Below are 20,030 nucleotides of genomic sequence, written 5' to 3' on the forward strand. Positions count from 1 at the left end.
CCCCGATGACCGTCCTGCCCCTTCGTCCCCCCCGGCCCCTCGACGTGGCGGTGATCGGCTCCGGCATCGCCGGCCTGTCGGCGGCGTGGCTGCTGTCGCGCACCCACAAAGTGACCCTGTACGAGAAGGAGGACCGGGCCGGCGGCCACGCCAACACCGTCGACGCCGGCGACGGCGTGGCGGTCGACACCGGGTTCATCGTCTACAACGAGCCCAACTACCCCAACCTGACGGCGCTGTTCCGTCACCTCGGGGTGGCGACGCGGGCGACGGACATGTCCTTCGCGGCCTCGCTCGACGGCGGCGCACTGGAATACGCCGGCAGTTCGCTCGGGGCGCTGTTCGCCCAGCGCCGCAACCTGGTGCGGCCGCGCTTCCTGCGCATGGTCCGCGACATCGTGCGCTTCTACCGCGCCGCCCCGCGCCTGCTCGACGAGGCGGAGCCCGACCACCTGACCCTGGGGGCGTTCCTGGAGCAGGGCGGCTATTCCGACGCCTTTGTCGAGGACCACCTGCTGCCCATGGCGGCGGCGATCTGGTCGGCCCCGGCCGACACCATGCGCGACCACCCGGCCGCCGCGTTCGTCCGCTTCTGCCAGAACCACGGGCTGCTCAAGCTGGCGGACCGTCCGGCCTGGCGCACCGTCGAGGGCGGCAGCCGTGCCTACGTGCGGCGCCTGACCGCCGACCTGGGCGGGGCGGTGCGCCTCGACACGGTGGTGGAGCGGGTGCGGCGCGAGGGCGGCCGGGTGCTGGTGCAGGACCGCCGCGGCGCCGTGCACAGCCACGACCAGGTGGTCATCGCCACCCACGCCGACCAGGCGCTCGCCCTGCTCGACGATCCCGGCCCCGCCGAGCGCGCCCTGCTCGGCGCCTTCCGCTCCCAGCGCAACCTGGCCATGCTGCACACCGACGCCGGCCTGATGCCGCGCCGGCGCGCCGTGTGGTCGAGCTGGAACTACATCGGCGGCCGCGCGCCCGGCGGGCCGGAGGGGCCGGGCGACGCCCTGTGCGTGACCTACTGGATGAACCGGCTGCAGGCGTTCCTGCCACCCGAACGCGACCTGTTCGTGACCCTCAACCCGGTCCGGCCGCCGCGCGACGGCACGATCCTGCGCAGCTTCCTCTACGACCACCCCGTGTTCGACCTGGAGGCGCGGCGCGCCCAGCAGCGGCTGTGGTCGCTGCAGGGCCAGCGCAACACCTGGTTCTGCGGCGCCTGGTTCGGCGCCGGCTTCCACGAGGACGGGCTGCAGGCCGGCCTGGCCGTCGCCGAGGCGCTGGGCGGGGTCCGCCGGCCCTGGGTGGTCGAGAACGAGTCCGGGCGCATCCACCTCGCCCCGTCGCGCCGCCATCTGTCGCCGTCGGAGGCCGCCTGATGACCGCGCTGGCCTCCGGCCTCTACCTCGGCACGGTGGTGCACCGCCGGCTGAGGCCGGTGCGCCACCGGCTGGCGCACCGCGTCTTCAGCCTGCTGGTCGACCTGGACGAACTGGCCGAGCTGGACCGGCGCCTGCGGCTGTTCGCCCATGGCCGCTTCGCCCTGACCTCCTTCCATGACCGGGATCACGGGCCGGGCGACGGGCGGCCGGTGCGCGGCTGGATCGACGGCCAGCTCGCCGCCGCCGGCCTGCCGACCGGCGGCGCGGTGCGGGTGCTCTGCTTCCCGCGCGTGCTGGGATACGTCTTCAATCCGCTCAGCGTGTGGTTCTGCCACGACCGCGACGGCGCCCTGGTGGCGGTCCTCCACGAGGTCTCGAACACCTTCGGCGAACGCCACGGCTACCTGGTGCCGGCGACGGTCGACGCCGACGGCCTGGTGCGCCATGCCTGCGCGAAGGCGTTCTACGTCTCCCCCTTCATGGACATGGAGACCACCTACCATTTCCGCATCCGGCCACCCGGCGCCAGCGTCGCCGTGGCGATCAACCAGACCGATTCCGGCGGGTCCGTGCTGCACGCGGCGCTGACCGGCCGGCGGGTCGAGCTGTCGGACCGCGCCCTGGCCGCGGCCTGGCTGCGCCACCCCCTGATGACCGCGAAGGTGATGGCCGCCATCCATTGGCAGGCGTTGGCGCTGTGGCGCAAGGGGCTGAGCATCCGGCCGCGGCCGCCGGCCCCGGCGCACCCCGTCACCCTCGTCGCCACCCCCCTTCGCGAGGACCTTCCCCGATGAGCGAACTGACCGCGACCGCCGCGTCCGGGGCGCGCCCGTTGCCCTGGTGGCGCCGCCTGACGCCCGTCCGCAGCCCCTGGACCGAGGCCCTTCTGGGGCTGGCCTCCCGGATCGGCGAGGGGGCGCTGGACCTGACCACCGCCGACGGGCGCACCTTCCGGTTCGGCGACCCCGCCGGCGCGCCCCGCTCGGCCCTCGTGCTCGACCACCGCGCGGCCGCCCGGCGCATGCTGCTGGGCGGCGACGTCGGCTTCGCCGAGGGGTACGTCGACGGGCTGTGGCGGGCCTCCGACCTGCCGGCGCTGCTCGAACTGATCGTGCGCAACGAGGGGCGCATCGGCGGCGCGACCTGGGGCAGCGCCGTGGCGCGTGGGATCAACCGCGTGATCCACCGCAGCCGGGCCAACTCGCGCGGCGGCAGCCGGCGCAACATCGCCTTCCACTACGACCTCGGCAACGAGTTCTACCGGCTCTGGCTCGACCCCGGCATGAGCTATTCCTCGGCCCTCTACGCCACCGGCGGGGAATCCCTGGAGGAGGCCCAGGAGGCGAAGCTGCGCCGCGCCGCCGACCTGCTGCAGGTGGCGCCCGGGCAGCGGGTGCTGGAGATCGGCTGCGGCTGGGGCGGCATGGCCGAGCACCTGGTGCGCCGGCGCGGTGCGGCGGTGGTCGGCCTCACCCTCTCCCGGGAGCAGCTCGCGTGGGCGCGGACGCGGCTGGGCGGCGCCGCCGACCTCCGCCTCCAGGACTACCGGGACGTCGAGGGCCGGTTCGACCGCATCGTCTCCATCGAGATGATCGAGGCGGTCGGCGAGGCCCATTGGCCCCGCTATTTCGGCGTGCTGCGGGACCGGCTGGCGCCGGGCGGGGCGGCGGTGATCCAGGCCATCACCATCGCCGACGCGCGGTTCGCCGGCTACCGCCGCGGCTGCGACTTCATCCAGCGCCACGTCTTCCCCGGCGGCATGCTGCCCTGCCCGGCGGCGATCCGCGAGCAGGCGGCGGGCGCCGGGTTGGTGGTGGAGCATGTGGAGACCTTCGGCCTGTCCTACGCGCGCACCCTGGCCGAATGGCGGCGGCGCTTCCACGCCGCGTGGCCGGACATCGCCGGTCGGGACATCGCCGGTCGGGACAGCGCCGGCCGGGACGGCGCCGGCCGGGGGTTCGACGCGCGGTTCCGCCGCCTGTGGGACTACTACCTCGCCTATTGCGAGGCGGGGTTCCGCGCCGGGACCATCGACGTCGGCCTGTGGCGCCTGCGCCGCCCGGGTGCCCCATGACGGGTGGCCATCCGCCCGCCGCGGCGCCCCCCACGCCGCCGCCCACCCCGGCCGGCGGCGGGCCGGACTTGCGGATCGAGGAGTATTTCGCCGGGCGCACCCGCGCCTGGGGGGTGTTCGAGGACCGCTTCGGGGCGGTGCGCCGCCAGTTCACCGTGGACATCGTCGGCGCCTGGGACGGCCGCGAGCTGGTGCTGACCGAGGATTTCCTCTACGCCGACGGGGCGACCGAACGGCGGGTCTGGCGCATCGCGCGCACCGCGACCGGCACCTACGAAGGGCGTGCCGACGGGGTGGTCGGCGTGGCCCGCGGCCGCGCCGCGGGCAACGTCTTGAGCTGGCGCTACACCATGGACATGGCGGTGGGCGACGCGGTGTGGCGGGTGGGGTTCGACGACCGCATGCTGTTGCAGCCCGACGGGGTGCTGATCAACCGCGCCCATGTGCGCCGCTGGGGCCTGTGGATCGGCACCGTCAGCCTGTTCTTCCAGCCCCTGGGCGACCGGCGATCCGCCGGCGGATGAGGCGAAGGGGGGCGCCCAGGACCGGCAGGCGCTGGTAGACATGCTCCCCGGCGTCCCAGTGGTCGATGTGGGCGGACACCCGCCCGTCCTCCTCCAGCCGGACCTCGCTCATGCCCGGCACGTCGAGCCGCCCGACCACCCCGACGGTCGCCGCGAATCGCCAGCGCAGGACGCCCAGCCCGTCGATCACCGCGCGGTGGGAGACGGCGAAGCTCAGATCCCGGCAGGTGTCCAGCGTGTGCGCCAGGACCGCGCGCAGGGCGGCGCGGCCGTGCACGTCGTTGAACGGGTCCTTGAAGCGCACCCCGGGCGTGGTGAGGGCGTCGAGGCGGTCGAGGGCGGCGGCGTCCAGGGTTTCCAGGAACGCCGCCCAGGCGTCGAGGCCGTCGCGCCGTGCGTCCCCGCTCATGCCCCGGTGACCTTCCGCACGAGGGCGAAATAGGCGCCGTACGGCAGGCAGCGCGCCAGGTTCAAGGCGCGGGTGAAGCGGCGGGGGAAGGTGATCTCGAAGCGGCGGCCGGCGAGGCCGCGGGCGATCGCGTCGGCCGCCGTCTCGGCGGACACCATGGCCGGCATGGGGAACGGGTTCCGTTCGGTCAGCGGGGTGTCGACGAAGCCGGGGTTGATCACCTGGAGGCGGATGCCGGCGGCGGTGCAGTCGGGGGCCAGGGATTCGCACAGGTTGATCAGCGCCGCCTTGCTCGGCCCATAGGCCGCCGCCGTCGGCAGGCCGCGGTAGCCGGCCACCGAGGCGACCACCGCGACCCGCCCGGCGCGGCGCGCCCGCAGGCGCGGCAGCAGGGCGTCCAGAGCGTGGACGACACCCATGTAGTTGACCTCCATCACCCGGCGGGCGGTGGCGGCGGAGAAGTCGCCGAGTCCCATCGGGGCGTGGGTGCCGGCGTTGAGGACGGCGAGCCCGACCGGTCCCCAGCGGTCCTCGATGGCCGCCACCGCGTCGCCCACGGCGGCGGCGTCGGTGACGTCGAGCGGCAGCGGCCGGATCGCCGGGCACGCCGCGGCCAGGGCGTCGAGGGCGCCGGCCGAGCGCGCCGAGGCGACGACCGTCCAGCCGTCGCGCGCCAGACGAAAGGCCAGCGCCCGGCCGATGCCGCTGCTCGCCCCGGTGATCCAGGCGAGGCCCTGCGGCGTGGGGTCGCGGTCGTCGTCCATGGGCTCCCTCCCGGCGTGGCGTGTCGGACCGGTACGCCCGCGCCGCCGGGGTGGATCACGCGGCGCCGCGGTTTCGCGCACCCAGCAGGCTGTCGACCGCGTCGGCCAGCGCCTCCGGCCGGTAGGGCTTGTGCAGCAGAAGGAAACCCTCCTCCACCGCGGTGCTGGCGGCGCTGGAGTAGCCGGTGGTCAGCATCAGCGGCACGTCGGGGTAGCGCTGCCGCACCGTGCGGGCGAGGTCGAGCCCGTTGAGGTCGCCCGGCATGACGATGTCGGACAGCAGGAAGTCGAAGCGCCGTCCCTTCGCCAACGACTCCAGCGCGGCGCGCGCGTTGTCCACCAGGGTCACCGCGTAGCCGAAGCCCTCCAGCAGGATGGTTGTGGAGCGGCCGATCTCCGGGCTGTCCTCGACCAGCAGGACGCGCCGCCCGCGGCCGTCGGGCGGGCGCTCCGCCCGCGGGGTGGCGCCGTCGCCGGGGGCGGCCGCGCTGCGCGGCAGGCAGAGCGTGATGGTCGTGCCGACGCCGACCGTGCTCTCCAGGGTCACCGTTCCCCCGGACTGGGTGGCGAAGCCGAAGACCTGGCTGAGGCCCAGCCCGGTGCCCTTGCCGATGTCCTTGGTGGTGAAGAACGGGTCGAAGACGCGGTCGCGCACCGCCGGGTCGATGCCGCTGCCGGTGTCGGCCACCGTCAGCGCCACGAACGGCCCCGTCAGCTGCGGCGGGGGCTGGATGCCGCCGGGGGCGCCGTCGCCGAGCGTCACGTTGGCCGCGGCGATGCGCAGGGTGCCGCCGTCGGGCATGGCGTCGCGCGCGTTGACCGCCAGGTTGAGGATCGCCAGCTCGAACTGGGTGCGGTCCACCTCCACCGGTCCGGTGTCGTCCGGCAGGTCGGCCTCGATGGCGATGTCGCCCCGCAGCGACCGCTTGAGCATGCCGTCGATCATGCCCGCCAGGGTCGGCGCCGGCGCGAGGACCTCCGGTTTCAGCGTCTGCTGGCGCGCGAAGGTGAGGAGTTGCTGGGTGAGCTGGCCGCCGCGGTAAGCCGCCTGCATGGCGGTGTCGATGAACGGCCCCGGCCCCTGGGAGCCGGCGCCCCGGGTGCGCGCCTGGGCAAGGTAGAGGTTGCTGGTGATGACCATCAGCAGGTTGTTGAAGTCGTGGGCGATCCCGCCGGAGATCTGGCCCAGCATCTCCAGCCTCTGGACCTTCCGCACCAGCTCCTCGGCGTGACGGCGGCGTTCCGATTCCTGGCGCAACAGGGCGACCGCCGCGCGCTCGGCGCGCGCCTTGCGGACGACCAGCCACGCCGTGATCGCCAGCGCCAGCGCCAGCGGCACGGCGACGAAGGCGGTGAACGCCACCTGGTTGCGCCACTCCTCCAGGACCACCGCGGTCGCCCGGCCATAGACCACGTAGACGGGGGAGCCCGGCAGCTTGCGGTAGGCGAAGAGCCGCTCGCTGCCGTCGCTCTGCGCGGCCGCGCGGTAGACGCCGCTGTCCGGCGCGGCGGCGATGGCCTGCATGAAGCCGCTGTCCGGGGACAGCCGCATCAGCGGGCCGCCGCGGTCGCGGGCGAGGATCACCCCGTCGTCGCGCACCAGGGACACCAGGTCGCGGGGATCGGCGTTGACCCGCCGGAAGAACTCCGCGACGTCGCGGATGTCCACCGACGCCAGGATCACCCCGTCGAACCCGCCGTCCGGGCCGGACCGCCGCAGCGCCACGTTGAAGATGGGGTTGCCGGTTTTGCGGCCGGGGTAGGCGGCGCTGACGAAACGGTCCGCGCCGCCCTGCAGCGCCTGGAAGTAGTCGCGGTCGGCCAGCGACGCGGTCGCCGGCGGGAACCCCTCGCTGCTGTTCGCCGGACGGCCGTCGGGGCGCACCAGGACGACCCCGCCGACCTGGGTGAAGCCGTCGTCCAGCCGCCTCAGATACCCGTGGATCTCCGCCGACGCGGCGATCTCCTCCCAGGACCGCTCGGCGATGCGGTCGGCCACCTCGTCCACCACGAAGCGGAAGGTCTCGAACAGGCGCAGGGTGTGTTCGTAGAGGACGGCGCTGGTGCGTTCGACATGGCGTTCGGCCTGCGCGAACGCGCGGTCGTGGTCGCGCCACGCCACAACCGCCAGCAGCAGCAGCGGCGCCAGCAGCGAGGCCAGGGGAAGCAGCCAGATGTCGCGGAGCCCGGTGCGTTCGCTCATCCAAAAGAGGGAATTCGTTGCACGCGTTTCGATGGCAGACCGTACCAGATCGCACCCGTCTGTCACTAAGCGCTTCGGTGGGGGCGCCTCACCTTCGGCCGGGCCCCATCCGACGTTCGAGGGGGGCGGGTCGGGCCGGAGCGGCGTTGCGCCGCACCGGATCGCGCCATCCCCCGATATTACGGACTGGCATATATCGGACCGCTACAGTACGGTGTCCGCCACGGTGGAGCGGGCGGTGCCGCGATGGATGTGAAGACGTTGTGCCTGGGGGCGCTGTCCCTCGGGCCGGCGACCGGGTACGAGATCCGCAAGCGGTTCGAGCGGGGGCCGTTCGGTCATTTCCAGGAGGCGGCGTTCGCCTCCATCTACCCGGCGCTGAAGCGCCTGGTGGACGAGGGGACGATCGCCGCCGGCGCGCCGGAGGGGGTGGACGGGGCGGCCGACGCCCGCGACCGCGTCGTCTACCGGCTCACCGCGGCGGGCCGGGACGCCCTGTACGCGACCCTTCTGGCGCCACCGGGGCCGGACAAGGTGCGCTCGGACTTCCTGTTCATCGCCTTCTTCGGGCAATCCCTGCCGCCGGACCACATCGACCGGGTGATCGGCGAGCGCCTTGCCTGGCTGCGCGCGGCGATCGCCCGCATGGAAGGCTGCGCCGACCGTCCCAAGGAGGCGGGGCACGCCTTCGCCCTGGGCTACGGCCTTGCCGTCTACCGCGCCGCCGCCGACTACCTCGAGGCCAACCGGGAGGCGCTGGTGCGGGCGTCCGGCGAGCACGAGCGGCGCGTCGCCGAATAGCCGCGTCCGGCGGCGGTGGAGAAGTGTCATGAATCGGTCCGTTGTCATCGCCGGCGTCGTCACCGTCGGGGCCGTGCTCTGGGTGCTGTCCGGCCAGGTCGGCGGCGACCCGCCGCCCCGGCCGGAGGCCGCACCCTCCGCCGCGGCGCCGGCCTCGCCGGACGCGACGCCGGCCCCGGCGCAGCCGGTGCGCGTGGTGCGCCTGACGGCCCGGCCGATGACGGCCGAGGTGGTTCTGCAGGGCCGCACCGAGGCGTCGCGCAGCGTCGGCCTGCGGGCCGAGGCGCGCGGCCGTGTCGAGGCGGTTCCGGTGGCGCGCGGCTCGCGGGTGACGGCGGGCGAGGTGCTGGTGCGCCTCGCCGAGGACGACCGGGCGGTCCAGGTGGACCAGGCGCGGGCGCTGCTCGCCCAGCGCCGGATCGAGCACAAGGCGGCGGAGAGCCTGAACACCCGCGGCCACAACACCGACATCCAGCTGGCCCAGGCCGCGGCCGCGCTGGAGGCGGCCCGGGCGGCGGTGCGCCGGGCCGAGATCGACCTCGCCCACACCACCATCGCCGCCCCGTTCGACGGCGTGCTCGACGCCCGCCCGGTCGAGGTCGGCGATTTCCTCGACATCGGCAACCCGGTGGCGACGGTGGTCGACCTCGACCCCATGCGGGTGGTCGGCTTCGCCTCGGAGCTGCAGGTGGGCGCGCTGCGCGTCGGCCAGGCCGGCACCGCCCGCATCGTCGGCGGTTTCGACGGGGTCGCCGCGGTGCCCGGGCGCCTCACCTATGTGGCGGCGACCGCCGATCCGGCGACCCGCACCTTTCGCGTCGAGCTCGAGCTGGACAACCCCGGCCACGCCGTCGTCTCCGGGCTGACCGCCCAGCTTCGCCTGCCGACCGGCGAGCGCCCGGGCCATTTCGTGTCGCCCTCCGCCCTCTCGCTGGCCGACGACGGCAGCGTCGGCGTCAAGGTCGTCGACGCCGACGACCGCGTCCGTTTCCTGCCCGTCGAGATCGCCGCGACCACCCCGGAGGGGGTGTGGCTGACCGGGCTGCCCGACGCGCTGCGCCTGATCACCGTGGGCCACGAGTACGTCGCCGCGGGCAACCGCGTGGCCCCGGTCGACGCGACACCCGGCGGCGCGTCGTGAGGGGCCCGGCATGAACACCGTGATCGGGGCGGCCCTGAGCCACACCCGCACCGTCCTGGCGACGCTGGTGCTGCTGCTGGCGGCGGGGTGGGTCGCCTACCAGGAGATCCCCAAGGAGGCGGCGCCCGACGTCAACATCCCGATCATCTACGTCTCGATGGCCTACGAGGGCATCTCGCCCGAGGATGCCGAGCGCCTGCTGCTGCGCCCCATGGAGCAGGAGCTGCGCACCATCGAGGGGCTGAAGGAGATGCGCGCCACCGCCTACCAGGGCGGCGGCAACGTGATCATGGAGTTCGACGCCGGGTTCGACGCCGATCTGGCGCTGGACGACGTGCGCGAGCGGGTCGACCGCGCCAAGGCGGACCTGCCGGCGGAAACCGAGGAACCGACGGTCAACGAGGTCAACTTCTCGCTCTTTCCGGTCCTGGTGGTGATTCTGTCCGGCGACCTGCCGGAGCGCACGCTGCTGGCGGCCGCCCGGGAGTTGAAGGACCGCGTCGAGGCCATCCCCGCCGTCCTGAAGGCCGAGATCGCCGGCGACCGCGAGGAGCTGGTCGAGGTGGTGATCGACCCCATGCGGGTGGAGAGCTACGGCATCGACCCGGCGGCCGTGGCCCAGCTTTTCAACCGCTCCAACCGGCTGGTCGCCGCCGGCAACCTGGACACCGGCGCCGGCCGCTTCGCGGTCAAGGTGCCGGGCCTGTTCGAGACGGTCGAAGACATCTGGGACATGCCGGTGAAGGTGAACGGCGACGCCGTCGTCCGCTTCCGCGACGTGGCCGAGGTCCGCCGCACCTTCAAGGACCCCGACAGCTTCGCCCGCGTCGACGGCAAGCCGGCCATCGCCCTGGAGATCACCAAGCGCACGGGCGAGAACATCATCGAGACGATCGAGCAGGTCCGCGCCACGGTGGCGGCGGAGCGCGCCTTCTTCCCCGCGGCGCTGGAGATCACCTACTCCCAGGACCGCTCCCAGGACATCCGCACCATGCTGGGCGACCTGGAGAACAACCTGGCGGTGACGGTGCTGCTGGTGATGATCATCGTCGTCGCCACCCTGGGGATGCGCACCTCCGCCCTCATCATCGTCGCGGTGCCCGGCTCCTTCCTCACCGCCATGCTGGTGCTGGCGGGGATGGGCCACACCATCAACATCGTCGTCCTGTTCGGCCTGATCCTCGCCGCCGGCAACGTGGTCGACGGCGCCATCGTCGTCGCCGAATACGCCGACCGCAAGATGGCCGACGGCATGGCCAAGCGCCAGGCCTACGCGGTGGCGGCGCGGCGCATGGCGTGGCCGATCATCGCCTCGACGGCCACCCAGCTCGCCGCCTTCGCGCCGCTGCTGTTCTGGCCGGGGGTGGTCGGCGAGTTCATGAAGTTCCTGCCCATCAGCCAGTTCGCCACCCTGCTGGCGGCGCTGCTGATGGCGCTGATCTTCATCCCGGCGCTGGGCGCCCTGGTGGGCAAGCCCAACGTCGCGCCGGCCGTCCGCCCGGAGCCCGGCGGCGGCGATGGGGCGGACGACGATGCCGACGCGGCGGGCCCGCGGCACCCGCCGACGGGCTGGTACGTCGGCCTGCTGCGGGTGGCGTTGCGCCACCCCGCCAAGGTCCTCATCGGCTCGACCCTGCTTCTGGTGGCGATCCAGGGCTACTACGCCCTGCACGGCAACGGCGTCGAGTTCTTCCCCGAGGTGGAGCCGACCAACGCCACCGTGCTGGTCCACGCCCGCGGCAACCTGTCGATCCACGAGCAGGACGTGCTGGTGCGCGAGGTGGAGCAGCGCATCCTGGCGCTCGACGACTTCAAGAGCGTCTACACCCGCACCGGCAAGCCGCCGGTCGGGCGCGACGTGCCCGAGGACGTGATCGGCCAGATCACCCTGGAGTTCAGGGACTGGCAGGAGCGCCGGGCGGCGTCCGTGGTGCTGGAGGACATCCGGGCCCGCACCGCCGACCTCGCCGGGATCGTCGTCGAACCGCGCAAGCAGGACGAGGGGCCGCCGACCGGCAAGGCCGTGCAGGTCCGCCTCGACGCCCGCGATGCGGAGCGGCTTCCCGCGGCGGTGCGCCATGTGCGCACCGGTCTCGACGCGGTCGGCGGCATGGTCGACGTGGAGGACACCCGGCCGCTGCCCGGCATCGAGTGGCAGGTCGAGGTGGACCGCGCCCAGGCCGCCCGCTTCGGCCTCGACGTCACCGCGGTGGGCGACGCCGTGCGCCTGGTCACCAACGGCCTGAAGATCGGCGAGTACCGGCCCGACGACGCCGACGACGAGATCGACATCGTCGTGCGCTACCCCCGCGCCCTGCGCACCGTCGACCAGATCGACGGCATCCGCATCGACGCCGGCGGCGGCGCCGTGCCGGTCGGCAACTTCGTCGACCGGGTGGCGCGCCCCAAGGTCGGGCAGATCGACCGGGTGGACGGCGAGCGGGTGATGACGGTGAAGGCCGACGTCGCCCCCGGGGTGCTGGCCGACGACGCGGTGAGCGCGCTGCGCGCCTGGCTCGCCGCCCACCCGCTGCCGGCCGGCGTCGGCTCGAGCTTCGAGGGCGAGGACAAGGAGCAGAAGGAGAGCGCCGCCTTCCTCAGCCGTGCCTTCGTGGCGGCCCTGTTCATCATGGCGATCATCCTGGTCACCCAGTTCAACAGCTTCTATTCGGCCTTCCTGATCCTGACCTCGGTGATCCTCTCGACCATCGGGGTGACCATCGGGCTGATCGTCACCGGGCAGCCCTTCGGCATCGTCATGACCGGCGTCGGCGTGATCGCGCTGGCCGGGACGGTGGTGCAGAACAACATCGTGCTGATCGACACCTACGACCAATACAAGCTGACCGAGGCCAGCCCCTTCGAGGCGATCCTGCGCACCGGCGCGGAGCGGGCGCGGCCGGTCATGCTGACCGCCTTCAACACGGTGCTCGGGCTGCTGCCGCTGGCCTTCGGCATGAACATCGACCTGCTGACCCGGGACGTCACCTTCGGCGCCCCGGCCACCCAGTGGTGGGTCGGGCTGTCCACCGCCATCGTCTTCGGCCTGGCCTTCGCCACCGTGCTCACCCTGGTGGTGACGCCCTGCGCCCTGATGGCGAAGGCGAACCTGCACGCCTGGCGGGTGCGGGCGCGGGCCCGGCTGGCCCGGTGGTGGGACCGCCACCGTCCCTGGCGGCGCGCGACGCCGGCGCGCGAGCAGGGGAACACCGACGTCCGCGACGCCGCGGAGTGACCGCCACCGGCCGCGTGATCGCCGCCCGCCGGACCGGGCGGCGTGACCCGGTGCCCCCGCCCCCCGTGTTTCGAAAGAGGGGTGGAAACGGCGCGGCCGGAGAAGACAGGGCGGTCGCGGCCATGGCATAAGCAGCCGATGCACGCTTCCATCCCCGTCGACGCCCGCCCCCCGCGTCCGCACCCCGAGGACCTCGTCCGGCAGGCGCTGGACGACCACCGGGCGGGGCGGCTCGAGGTGGCGGCGCGGCTCTACCGGGGGGCGCTGGCGGCGGCGCCCTGCCTGGCCGACGCGTTGCACCTGCTGGGCCTCGTCGAGCTGCAGCGCGGTCGGGCCGCCGCGGCCCTGCCCGGCATCCGCCGCGCCCTGCGGGGCGGCGGCGAGCGGGCGGCCTTCCGCAACAGCCTGGGCGAGGCGTGGCGGGTGCTCGGCGATGGGCGCGCCGCCGCCGATTCCTACCGCCGTGCCGTGGTCGAGAATCCGGCCTACGGGGAGGCGTACCGCAACCTGGGCCTCGTGCTGGACGCCGCCGGCGCCGCGGTGGCGGCGTGCGCGGCGCTGCGCCGCGCCGCGGCGCTCGGCCAGGGCGGGGCGGACATGCTGCTCGCGTTGGCGCGCCTGCACCGCCATCGGGGGGACGCGGTGGCGGCCCGGGACGCCGCCGCCGCGGCCCACGGCCTCGCCCCCGGCGACGCCGCGGTGGCGGCGCTTCGCGCCGCGGCGGAGCGGTCGGCCGGCGACGCCTGGATGGCCGAGCGTGCGCACACCCGTGCCGCCGCCGCCTACCGCACGGCGCTGGCCCTGCGTCCCGATGTCGCCGAAGCCCTGAACAACCTCGGCGGCGCCTGTCTGGCCCTGGGCCGCCACGGCGCGGCGGAGACCCTGTACGTGCGCGCCCTGGCGCTGCGGCCCGCATACCCCGACGCCCACAACAACCGGGCCTACGCCCTCATGGAGGGCGGCCGCCTGGACACCGCGGCGGCGAGCCTCCGGCGCTCCGTCGCGGCCCGGCCCGACGCCGCCGACGCCTACGCCAACCTCGCCTACATCGCCCGCCTGAGGGCGGCCGACGGCGCGGCCTACGCCACCGCCGAGGGGCTGGGCCGGCGGGCCCTGCGCCTCGACCCGGGTCACGGCGTCGCCCACAACAACGTGGGCATCGTCGCGCTCGACCTGGGCCGGCTGGACGAGGCGGAGGCCGCCTTCCGCGCCGCCATCGCCACCCGGGAGGCGGACGCGGACGCCCATTTCAACCTGTCGCTGGTGCTGTTGAAGTCCGGCCGCCTGGCCGAGGGGTGGCAGGAGTACGAGTGGCGGTGGCGCACCGCCCAGCTGACGGCGCCGACGCTGGCGCGGCCGGCCTGGGCCGGCGAGGATCCGGCCGGGCGCACCATCCTGGTGCACGCCGAGCAGGGCCACGGCGACACCCTGCAGTTCATCCGCTACGTCCCGCTGCTGGCGCGCCGGGGCGCCCATGTCGTGGTGCTGGTGCAGCCGGCGCTGGCCCGGCTGGTGGCGACGATGCCGGAGGCCCGGGCCGGCGCCATCACGGTGCTCGGCCACGGCGACCCCGTGCCGCCCCACGACCTGCAGTGCCCGATGATGAGCCTGCCGCGCCTGTTCGGCACCACCCTCGACACCATCCCGGCCGCCGTGCCCTACCTGGCGGCGCCGGCCGACGCGTCGGCGCGCTGGGCCGGGCGCTGGCCCCGCGACGGGCGGCTCACGGTCGGGCTGGTGTGGGCGGGCGATCCCCGCCCGGACGTCGTGCGGGCCCACCTGACCGACCGGCGGCGCAGCGTCGCCCTCGATCGCTTCGCCCCGCTCGCCCGGGTGCCGGGGGTGCGCTTCGTCAGCCTGCAGAAGGGCGCCGCCGCGGCCCAGGCGACGGCGCCGCCGGCCGGCATGGACCTGCTGGACTGGATGGACGCGGTCACGGACTTCGCCGACACCGCGGGGCTGGTCGCCCGGCTCGACCTCGTGATCGCGGTGGACACCTCGGTGGCGCATCTCGCCGGGGCGCTGGCCGTCCCGGTGTGGGTGCTGTCGCGCCACGACGCCTGCTGGCGCTGGCTGACCGACCGGCGGGACAGTCCCTGGTACCCGACGCTCCGCCTTTTCCGCCAGCCCGCGCCGGGCGACTGGGACCCGGTGTTCGCGGCCGTCGCGCGCGACCTGGCGGCGCTGGCCGCGGCGGCCGCGACCCCCCGGGCCGCCGGCGGTGCGGCCGCCCGGCCGGCCCCCGGGGCGGAGAAGGCGCTGCTGGCGGCCGGCCTGGCCCACCATCGCGCCGGCCGGACCGGCGCCGCCGCCGCGCTGTACCGGCGCACGCTGGCGATGGTTCCGGCCCACGGCGACGCGCTCCACCTGCTGGGTGCCGCCCGCCTGGCGGAGGGCGCTGGGGAGGGGGCGGCGCCGCTGGTGCGGGCGGCGCTGCGGCTGTCCCCGGGCGAGGCGATCTACCACAACACCCTGGGCGAGGCCTGCCGCATGGCCGGGCGGGGCGGGGCGGCCGCCGGCCACTACCGCCGCGCGGCGGCGTTGCACCCGGCCTACGGCGAGGCGCTGCGCAACCTGGCGGCCGCGCTGCGCGGCCAGGAGGCGGCGGTGGCGCCGGCCCGCGCCGCCGTGCGGCTCGATCCGGCGGCGGCCGCACCGCGGCACGCCCTGGCCCTGGCCCAGCGCGGTGCCGGCCGTGCCGCGGCGGCCCGCGCCACCCACCGCTGCGCCCTGTCCGCCCAGCCCGACCACGCCGAGTCCCTGGCCGCGCTGGCGGCGCTGGAGCGGGCGGAGGGGCGGCGCGAGACGGCGGCGCGCCTGCTGCGCCGTGCGGCGGCGGTGGCGCCGCTCGACCCCGGCGCCCACAACAACCGGGGTGCGGCGGCCCAGGACGACCAGCGGCCGGAGCAGGCGGTCGCGTGCTACCACCGGGCGGTGGCGCTGGAGCCGGGCCACACCGACGCGTGGCGCAACCTGGGGGTCGCCTTTGCGGCCATGGGCCGGCCCGAGGCGGCGCTGACCGCCCATCGCCACGCGCTGCGGGTGGACTCCGCCCACGCCGAGGCCCGCCATGGCGCCGCCGAGGCGCAGCGGCTGATGGGGGCCTTCGCCGCCGCCACGGCCGGGGCGCGCCGGGCGCTGGCGCTGCGCCCCGACTTCGCCGAGGCGTGGAACACGCTGGGCGTGGCCCTGCAGTGCGACGGCCGGCTGGCGGCCTCCGCCGCGGTCTTCGACCGGGTGCTGGTGCTGCGCCCGGGCGACCCGGTGGCGCGCTTCAACCTGTCGCTGTCGCGGCTGCGCGCCGGCGACTACCGCCGTGGCTGGCCGCTCTACGAGGCGCGGTGGGACATGGCGGACGTGCCCGCGCCGCCGGTGCGGGTGCCGCAATGGCGCGGCGAGGACCCCGTCGGCCGGACCATCCTGCTGCATGCCGAGCAGGGCCATGGCGACACCCTGCAGTTCGTGCGCTACGCGCCGCTGCTGGCGCGGCGCGGCGCGCGGGTGATCCTTGCGGTGCAGCCGGCGCTGAAGCGCCTGCTGGGGGCGCTGCCCGGGGTGGCCGCGGTTCACGGCACCGACGAGGCGTTCGGCGGCTTCGATCTCCATTGCCCGCTCATGAGCCTTCCGCTTGCCTTCGGGACGACGCTGGAGACCATTCCCCCGGCCCCCTACCTGCCGCGGCGCCCGGAATGGGAGGCGCCGTGGCGTGCCCGGCTGGCGGGCGAGCGGCGCCGGACGGTGGGGCTGGCCTGGGCCGGCGATCCGCGCCCGCAGGTCGCCGCCGCCCACGCGGTCGATCGCCGCCGCAGCCTGACGCTGGCCGCGCTGGCCCCGCTCGCCGGGACCGAGGGGGTCGCCTTCTACAGCCTGCAGAAGGGCGCGCCGGCCGCGCAGGCCCGGACCCCGCCGCCGGGGCTGGAGCTGACCGACTGGATGGACGCGGTGACGGATTTCGCCGACACCGCCGGCCTGATCGCGCAACTCGACCTGGTCGTCGCCGTCGACACCTCGGTGGTGCATCTGGCCGGCGGCCTGGGCACGCCGGTGTGGGTGCTGTCGCGCTTCGACGCCTGCTGGCGCTGGCTGGCGGGGCGCACCGACAGCCCGTGGTACCCGGGGGTGCGGCTGTACACCCAACCGGCGGCCGGCGCGTGGGGCGCCGCGATCGACCGGCTGGCCGCCGATCTGCGGGAGTGGGCCGGCCACGGCGCGGTGGAGCGGCGCTGACCCGCCGCCCGTCGATCGGCCGCGGCGATCGGCCGCGCCGATCGGCCGCGCCGATCGCCGCCGTCGGCAGAAACGATTGGACCGCGCCGCGCCGTCGTTGCACATTGAATGCATTCCAGATCGGAACCCAACGCCGCGACACCCTGCGGCGGCGTTGTGGAACGGACGGGCGCCCTTCGCCCCCACCCCCGGGCGCCCGTCCCCCCCTCACCACCGCCCGCCCCCCACCGCCATCCGCACCGGCGTCGCCCTTCCCCTGGGCCGGCTTCTCTGGCAAGACTGGCGGTCGACAGGCGGCCCGCGCCGCCGCCGACGGGCATTGGGGGGAACGCATGACCACCACCGCGCACAATCCCATCGAGGGCGGGCCCATCGAGGGCGGGCCCTACGAGAGCGGTCTGGACCGCAACGCGGCCAACCACGTACCGCTGACCCCCCTGTCGTTTCTCCGCCGCACCGCCGCCGTGTTCCCCGGCCGCACCGCCGTCGTGCACGGCCCGGTGCGCCGCACCTGGGCGGAGACCTACGAGCGCTGCGTGCGCCTGGCGTCGGCGCTGGCGAGCCGCGGCATCGGGACCGGCGACACGGTCGCCGTCATGGCCCCCAACATCCCCGAGGCGTTCGAGGCCCATTTCGGCGTGCCGATGGCCGGGGCGGTCCTGAACGCCCTCAACATCCGCCTCGACGCCGAGGCGCTGGCCTTCATCCTGGAGCACGGCGAGGCCAAGGCGCTGCTGACCGACCGGGAGTTCTCCGGGGTCATCGCCAAGGCCCTGCACATGCTGGCCCCGGAGCGGCGGCCGCTGGTGGTCGACATCGACGACCCCCAGGGCAAGGGCGGCGCGCTCATCGGCGCGCTGACCTACGAGCAGCTCCTGGCCGAGGGCGATGCCGGCTTCGCCTGGGCGATGCCGGACGACGAATGGCGGGCGATCGCCCTCAACTACACCTCGGGCACCACCGGCAACCCCAAGGGCGTCGTCTACCACCACCGCGGCGCCTATCTGAACGCGCTGGGCAACGTGGCGACCTGGGCGATGCCGCACCATCCGGTCTATCTGTGGACGCTGCCCATGTTCCACTGCAACGGCTGGTGCTTCCCGTGGACCATCGCGGCGATGGCCGGCACCAACGTCTGCCTGCGCCAGATCGCCGCCAAGCCGATCTACGACGCCATGGCCGACCACGGGGTCACCCATCTGTGCGGCGCGCCGATCGTCATGGGCCTGATCTGCAACGCCCCCGACGACCAGCGCCGGCCCGTGCCGAACGGCATCAGGATGATGACCGCCGGCGCCGCCCCGCCCGCCGCCGTCATCGAGAAGATGGAGCGGATGGGCTTCGACATCGCCCACGTCTACGGCCTGACCGAGGTCTACGGCCCGGTCACCATCTGCGCCTGGCACGAGGAGTGGGACGCCCAGCCGCTGGAGGAGCGGGCCCGCCTCAAGGCCCGCCAGGGGGTCAGCTACGCCACCCTCGAAGGGCTGACGGTGATGGACCCCGCCACGCTGGAGGTCGTGCCGGCCGACGGGCAGACCATGGGCGAGGTCTTCATGCGCGGCAACACCGTCATGAAGGGCTACCTGAAGAACCCCCGCGCCACCGCCGAGGCGTTCGCCGGCGGCTGGTTCCACACCGGCGACCTCGGCGTGCTCCACCCCGACGGCTATGTCGAGCTGAAGGACCGCTCCAAGGACATCATCATCTCCGGTGGCGAGAACATCTCGACCATCGAGGTCGAGGGGGTGCTCTACCGCCACCCGGCGGTGGTCGAGGCGGCGGTCGTCGCCCGCCCCGACGAGAAGTGGGGCGAGACGCCCTGCGCCTTCGTCACCCTGCGCGACGGCATGGCGGCGACCGAGGAGGAGATCATCGCCTGGTGCCGCGGCCATCTCGCCCACTTCAAATGCCCGCGCACGGTGGTGTTCGCGCCGCTGCCCAAGACCTCGACGGGCAAGATCCAGAAGTTCGTCCTGCGCGATCAGGCCCGGGCGCTGTGACCGGCGGGCCGGCCGACCCCGGCTACGGACCCTACCGCGACGCCGACGCCGACGCTCTGGCCTATCTGGCGCGCCAGGCGTTCGGCCTGTCGCGCTCGGACCTGGAGCGCAGCCGCGACCTCTACGGGGCGGACTGCCTCCGGCTGCTGCGGGACGCCGGCCGGCCGGCCGGCGCGGCGGCGGTGTGGAGCTGGGACCAGTGGTTCGGCGGCCGGCCGGTGCCGGCGCGCGCGGTGGCCTTCGTCAGCGTCGACCCCGTCGCGCGCGGCCGGGGCCTCGGCACAAGGCTGATGCGCGCCGTGCTGACCGAGGCGCGGGCGGGCGGCAGCGCGCTGGCCGTCCTCTACGCCGCGACCCAGCCGGTCTACGCCAAGCTCGGCTTCGCCAGGGCCGGGTCGTGGTTCCGCTACCGCGCCGCCCCCGAGGCGCTGGCCCAGGGCCGCCCCGAGGTGGCCCTGCCGCGGCGGCTGGACCCGCTCGACGCCGATCTCCTCGCCGGCCTGCGCCGGCCCATGGCGGCGCGCACCAACGGCGTGCCGGAGCGCACCGAGGCGACCTGGACCGCCGCGCTCCATCCCTTCGGCGACGGCGAGCGCGCCGACGTGTTCCTGGTCGGCGACGACGGCTACCTCGCGGTGGTGCCGCCCCAGGACGGCCGGCTGACCGTCGCCGACCACTGCCTGCCCGGCCCCGCCGCGGTGCGCCAGGCGGCGGCGTTCCTGGCCGGGTACCGCTCCCGCGTGCGCGACGTGGTGTGGTCCGGCGGCCCCGAGGACCCGCTGGTGCACACCGCGTTCGAAGCCCGGGTGGCCGTGGACGGGTGGGAGGAGTGGCTGCTGCGCGTGGTCGATGTCGAGGCGGCCCTTTCTCGGCGTGGCTACCCCGCGGGCGTCGACGCCGACCTCGTGCTCGACGTCGCCGACCCGGTGGTGGCGGAGAACGACGGCGCGTTCCGCCTGCGCGTGGCCGACGGGCGCGCCACGGTGGAGCGGCGGGCGCGCGGCGCCGGCGGGCTGCGGCTGCCGGTGGCGGCGCTGGCTCCTCTGTTCACCGGGCATCTCGGCCCGGCGGCGCTGCAGGGGCTCGGCCTGGTCGACGGCGACGCGGCGTCGCTGGCCGCGGCGGCCCGCGTCTTCGCCGGACCCAGGCCGTGGATGCCGGACCGCTTCTGAGCGCGCGCCAATCCGCCGCACACTTGATCCGGATCATGTCGTGCGACTCTGTGCCGTGTACAAAAAAGAAACACAAGAGCCTACGCTCGGAGGGG

The 20,030-nt window shown here is 74.8% G+C and carries 13 protein-coding genes; 10 read left to right on the top strand and 3 right to left on the bottom strand.

Going from position 1 to position 20,030, the window contains the following annotated elements; translation table 11 throughout:
• Positions 1-5: 5 nt before the first annotated feature.
• The 4 genes from AC6H2I_RS18175 to AC6H2I_RS18190 are packed head-to-tail and all read left to right on the top strand — an operon-like array spanning position 6 to position 3,980.
• On the top strand, positions 6-1,379 hold the full coding sequence (locus tag AC6H2I_RS18175) for an NAD(P)/FAD-dependent oxidoreductase (RefSeq protein ID WP_497502092.1): 1,374 nt from the start codon (positions 6-8) through the stop codon (positions 1,377-1,379).
• On the top strand, positions 1,379-2,176 hold the full coding sequence (locus AC6H2I_RS18180) for a DUF1365 domain-containing protein (RefSeq protein WP_497502093.1): 798 nt from the start codon (positions 1,379-1,381) through the stop codon (positions 2,174-2,176). Before AC6H2I_RS18175 ends, AC6H2I_RS18180 begins: the two co-directional genes overlap by 1 nt.
• A complete protein-coding gene (locus AC6H2I_RS18185; RefSeq protein WP_497502094.1) occupies positions 2,173-3,456 on the top strand; it encodes a class I SAM-dependent methyltransferase in 1,284 nt (427 codons plus the stop codon). The genes AC6H2I_RS18180 and AC6H2I_RS18185 overlap by 4 nt, the downstream gene beginning before the upstream one ends.
• Positions 3,453-3,980, top strand: a complete 528-nt coding sequence (locus tag AC6H2I_RS18190; RefSeq protein WP_497502095.1) for a DUF3833 family protein — start codon at positions 3,453-3,455, stop codon at positions 3,978-3,980. The genes AC6H2I_RS18185 and AC6H2I_RS18190 overlap by 4 nt, the downstream gene beginning before the upstream one ends.
• Here AC6H2I_RS18190 and AC6H2I_RS18195 read toward each other — a convergent pair.
• Genes AC6H2I_RS18195 through AC6H2I_RS18205 form a run of 3 tightly spaced genes read right to left on the bottom strand, consistent with a single transcriptional unit; the run spans position 3,931 to position 7,356 of the window.
• Entirely contained in the window at positions 3,931-4,389 is a 459-nt protein-coding gene (locus tag AC6H2I_RS18195) for a nuclear transport factor 2 family protein (protein ID WP_497502096.1), read from the bottom strand. The two genes, AC6H2I_RS18190 and AC6H2I_RS18195, sit on opposite strands and share 50 nt — an antisense overlap.
• A complete protein-coding gene (locus AC6H2I_RS18200; RefSeq protein WP_497502097.1) occupies positions 4,386-5,153 on the bottom strand; it encodes an SDR family NAD(P)-dependent oxidoreductase in 768 nt (255 codons plus the stop codon). Before AC6H2I_RS18200 ends, AC6H2I_RS18195 begins: the two co-directional genes overlap by 4 nt.
• Before the next feature lie 55 nt (positions 5,154-5,208).
• Complete coding sequence (locus tag AC6H2I_RS18205) at positions 5,209-7,356, bottom strand: ATP-binding protein (protein ID WP_497502098.1); 2,148 nt, start codon at positions 7,354-7,356, stop codon at positions 5,209-5,211.
• A gap of 246 nt (positions 7,357-7,602) precedes the next feature.
• On the opposite strand from AC6H2I_RS18205, the gene AC6H2I_RS18210 reads away from it, so the two are divergent.
• From AC6H2I_RS18210 to AC6H2I_RS18235, 6 genes are all read left to right on the top strand, one after another.
• Positions 7,603-8,157, top strand: a complete 555-nt coding sequence (locus AC6H2I_RS18210) for a helix-turn-helix transcriptional regulator (RefSeq protein WP_497502099.1) — start codon at positions 7,603-7,605, stop codon at positions 8,155-8,157.
• A gap of 28 nt (positions 8,158-8,185) precedes the next feature.
• Positions 8,186-9,298, top strand: coding sequence for an efflux RND transporter periplasmic adaptor subunit (locus tag AC6H2I_RS18215; RefSeq protein ID WP_497502100.1), 1,113 nt, complete (start codon positions 8,186-8,188; stop codon positions 9,296-9,298).
• A gap of 10 nt (positions 9,299-9,308) precedes the next feature.
• Positions 9,309-12,533: an efflux RND transporter permease subunit gene (locus tag AC6H2I_RS18220; RefSeq protein ID WP_497502101.1), complete on the top strand. Its 3,225-nt coding sequence runs from the start codon at positions 9,309-9,311 to the stop codon at positions 12,531-12,533.
• A 138-nt stretch (positions 12,534-12,671) separates the two neighbouring features.
• Positions 12,672-16,760 (top strand): tetratricopeptide repeat protein, encoded by a 4,089-nt coding sequence (locus AC6H2I_RS18225; protein ID WP_497502102.1) that lies wholly within the window; start codon positions 12,672-12,674, stop codon positions 16,758-16,760.
• A 332-nt stretch (positions 16,761-17,092) separates the two neighbouring features.
• Positions 17,093-18,763, top strand: a complete 1,671-nt coding sequence (locus AC6H2I_RS18230; RefSeq protein WP_497502103.1) for an acyl-CoA synthetase — start codon at positions 17,093-17,095, stop codon at positions 18,761-18,763.
• The gene (locus tag AC6H2I_RS18235; RefSeq protein WP_497502104.1) at positions 18,760-19,935 is read left to right on the top strand and encodes a GNAT family N-acetyltransferase; all 1,176 of its coding nucleotides are present in this window, start codon (positions 18,760-18,762) and stop codon (positions 19,933-19,935) included. The genes AC6H2I_RS18230 and AC6H2I_RS18235 overlap by 4 nt, the downstream gene beginning before the upstream one ends.
• Positions 19,936-20,030: the final 95 nt, after the last annotated feature.

The sequence above is a fragment of the Azospirillum sp. NS33 genome, from assembly GCF_059703765.1.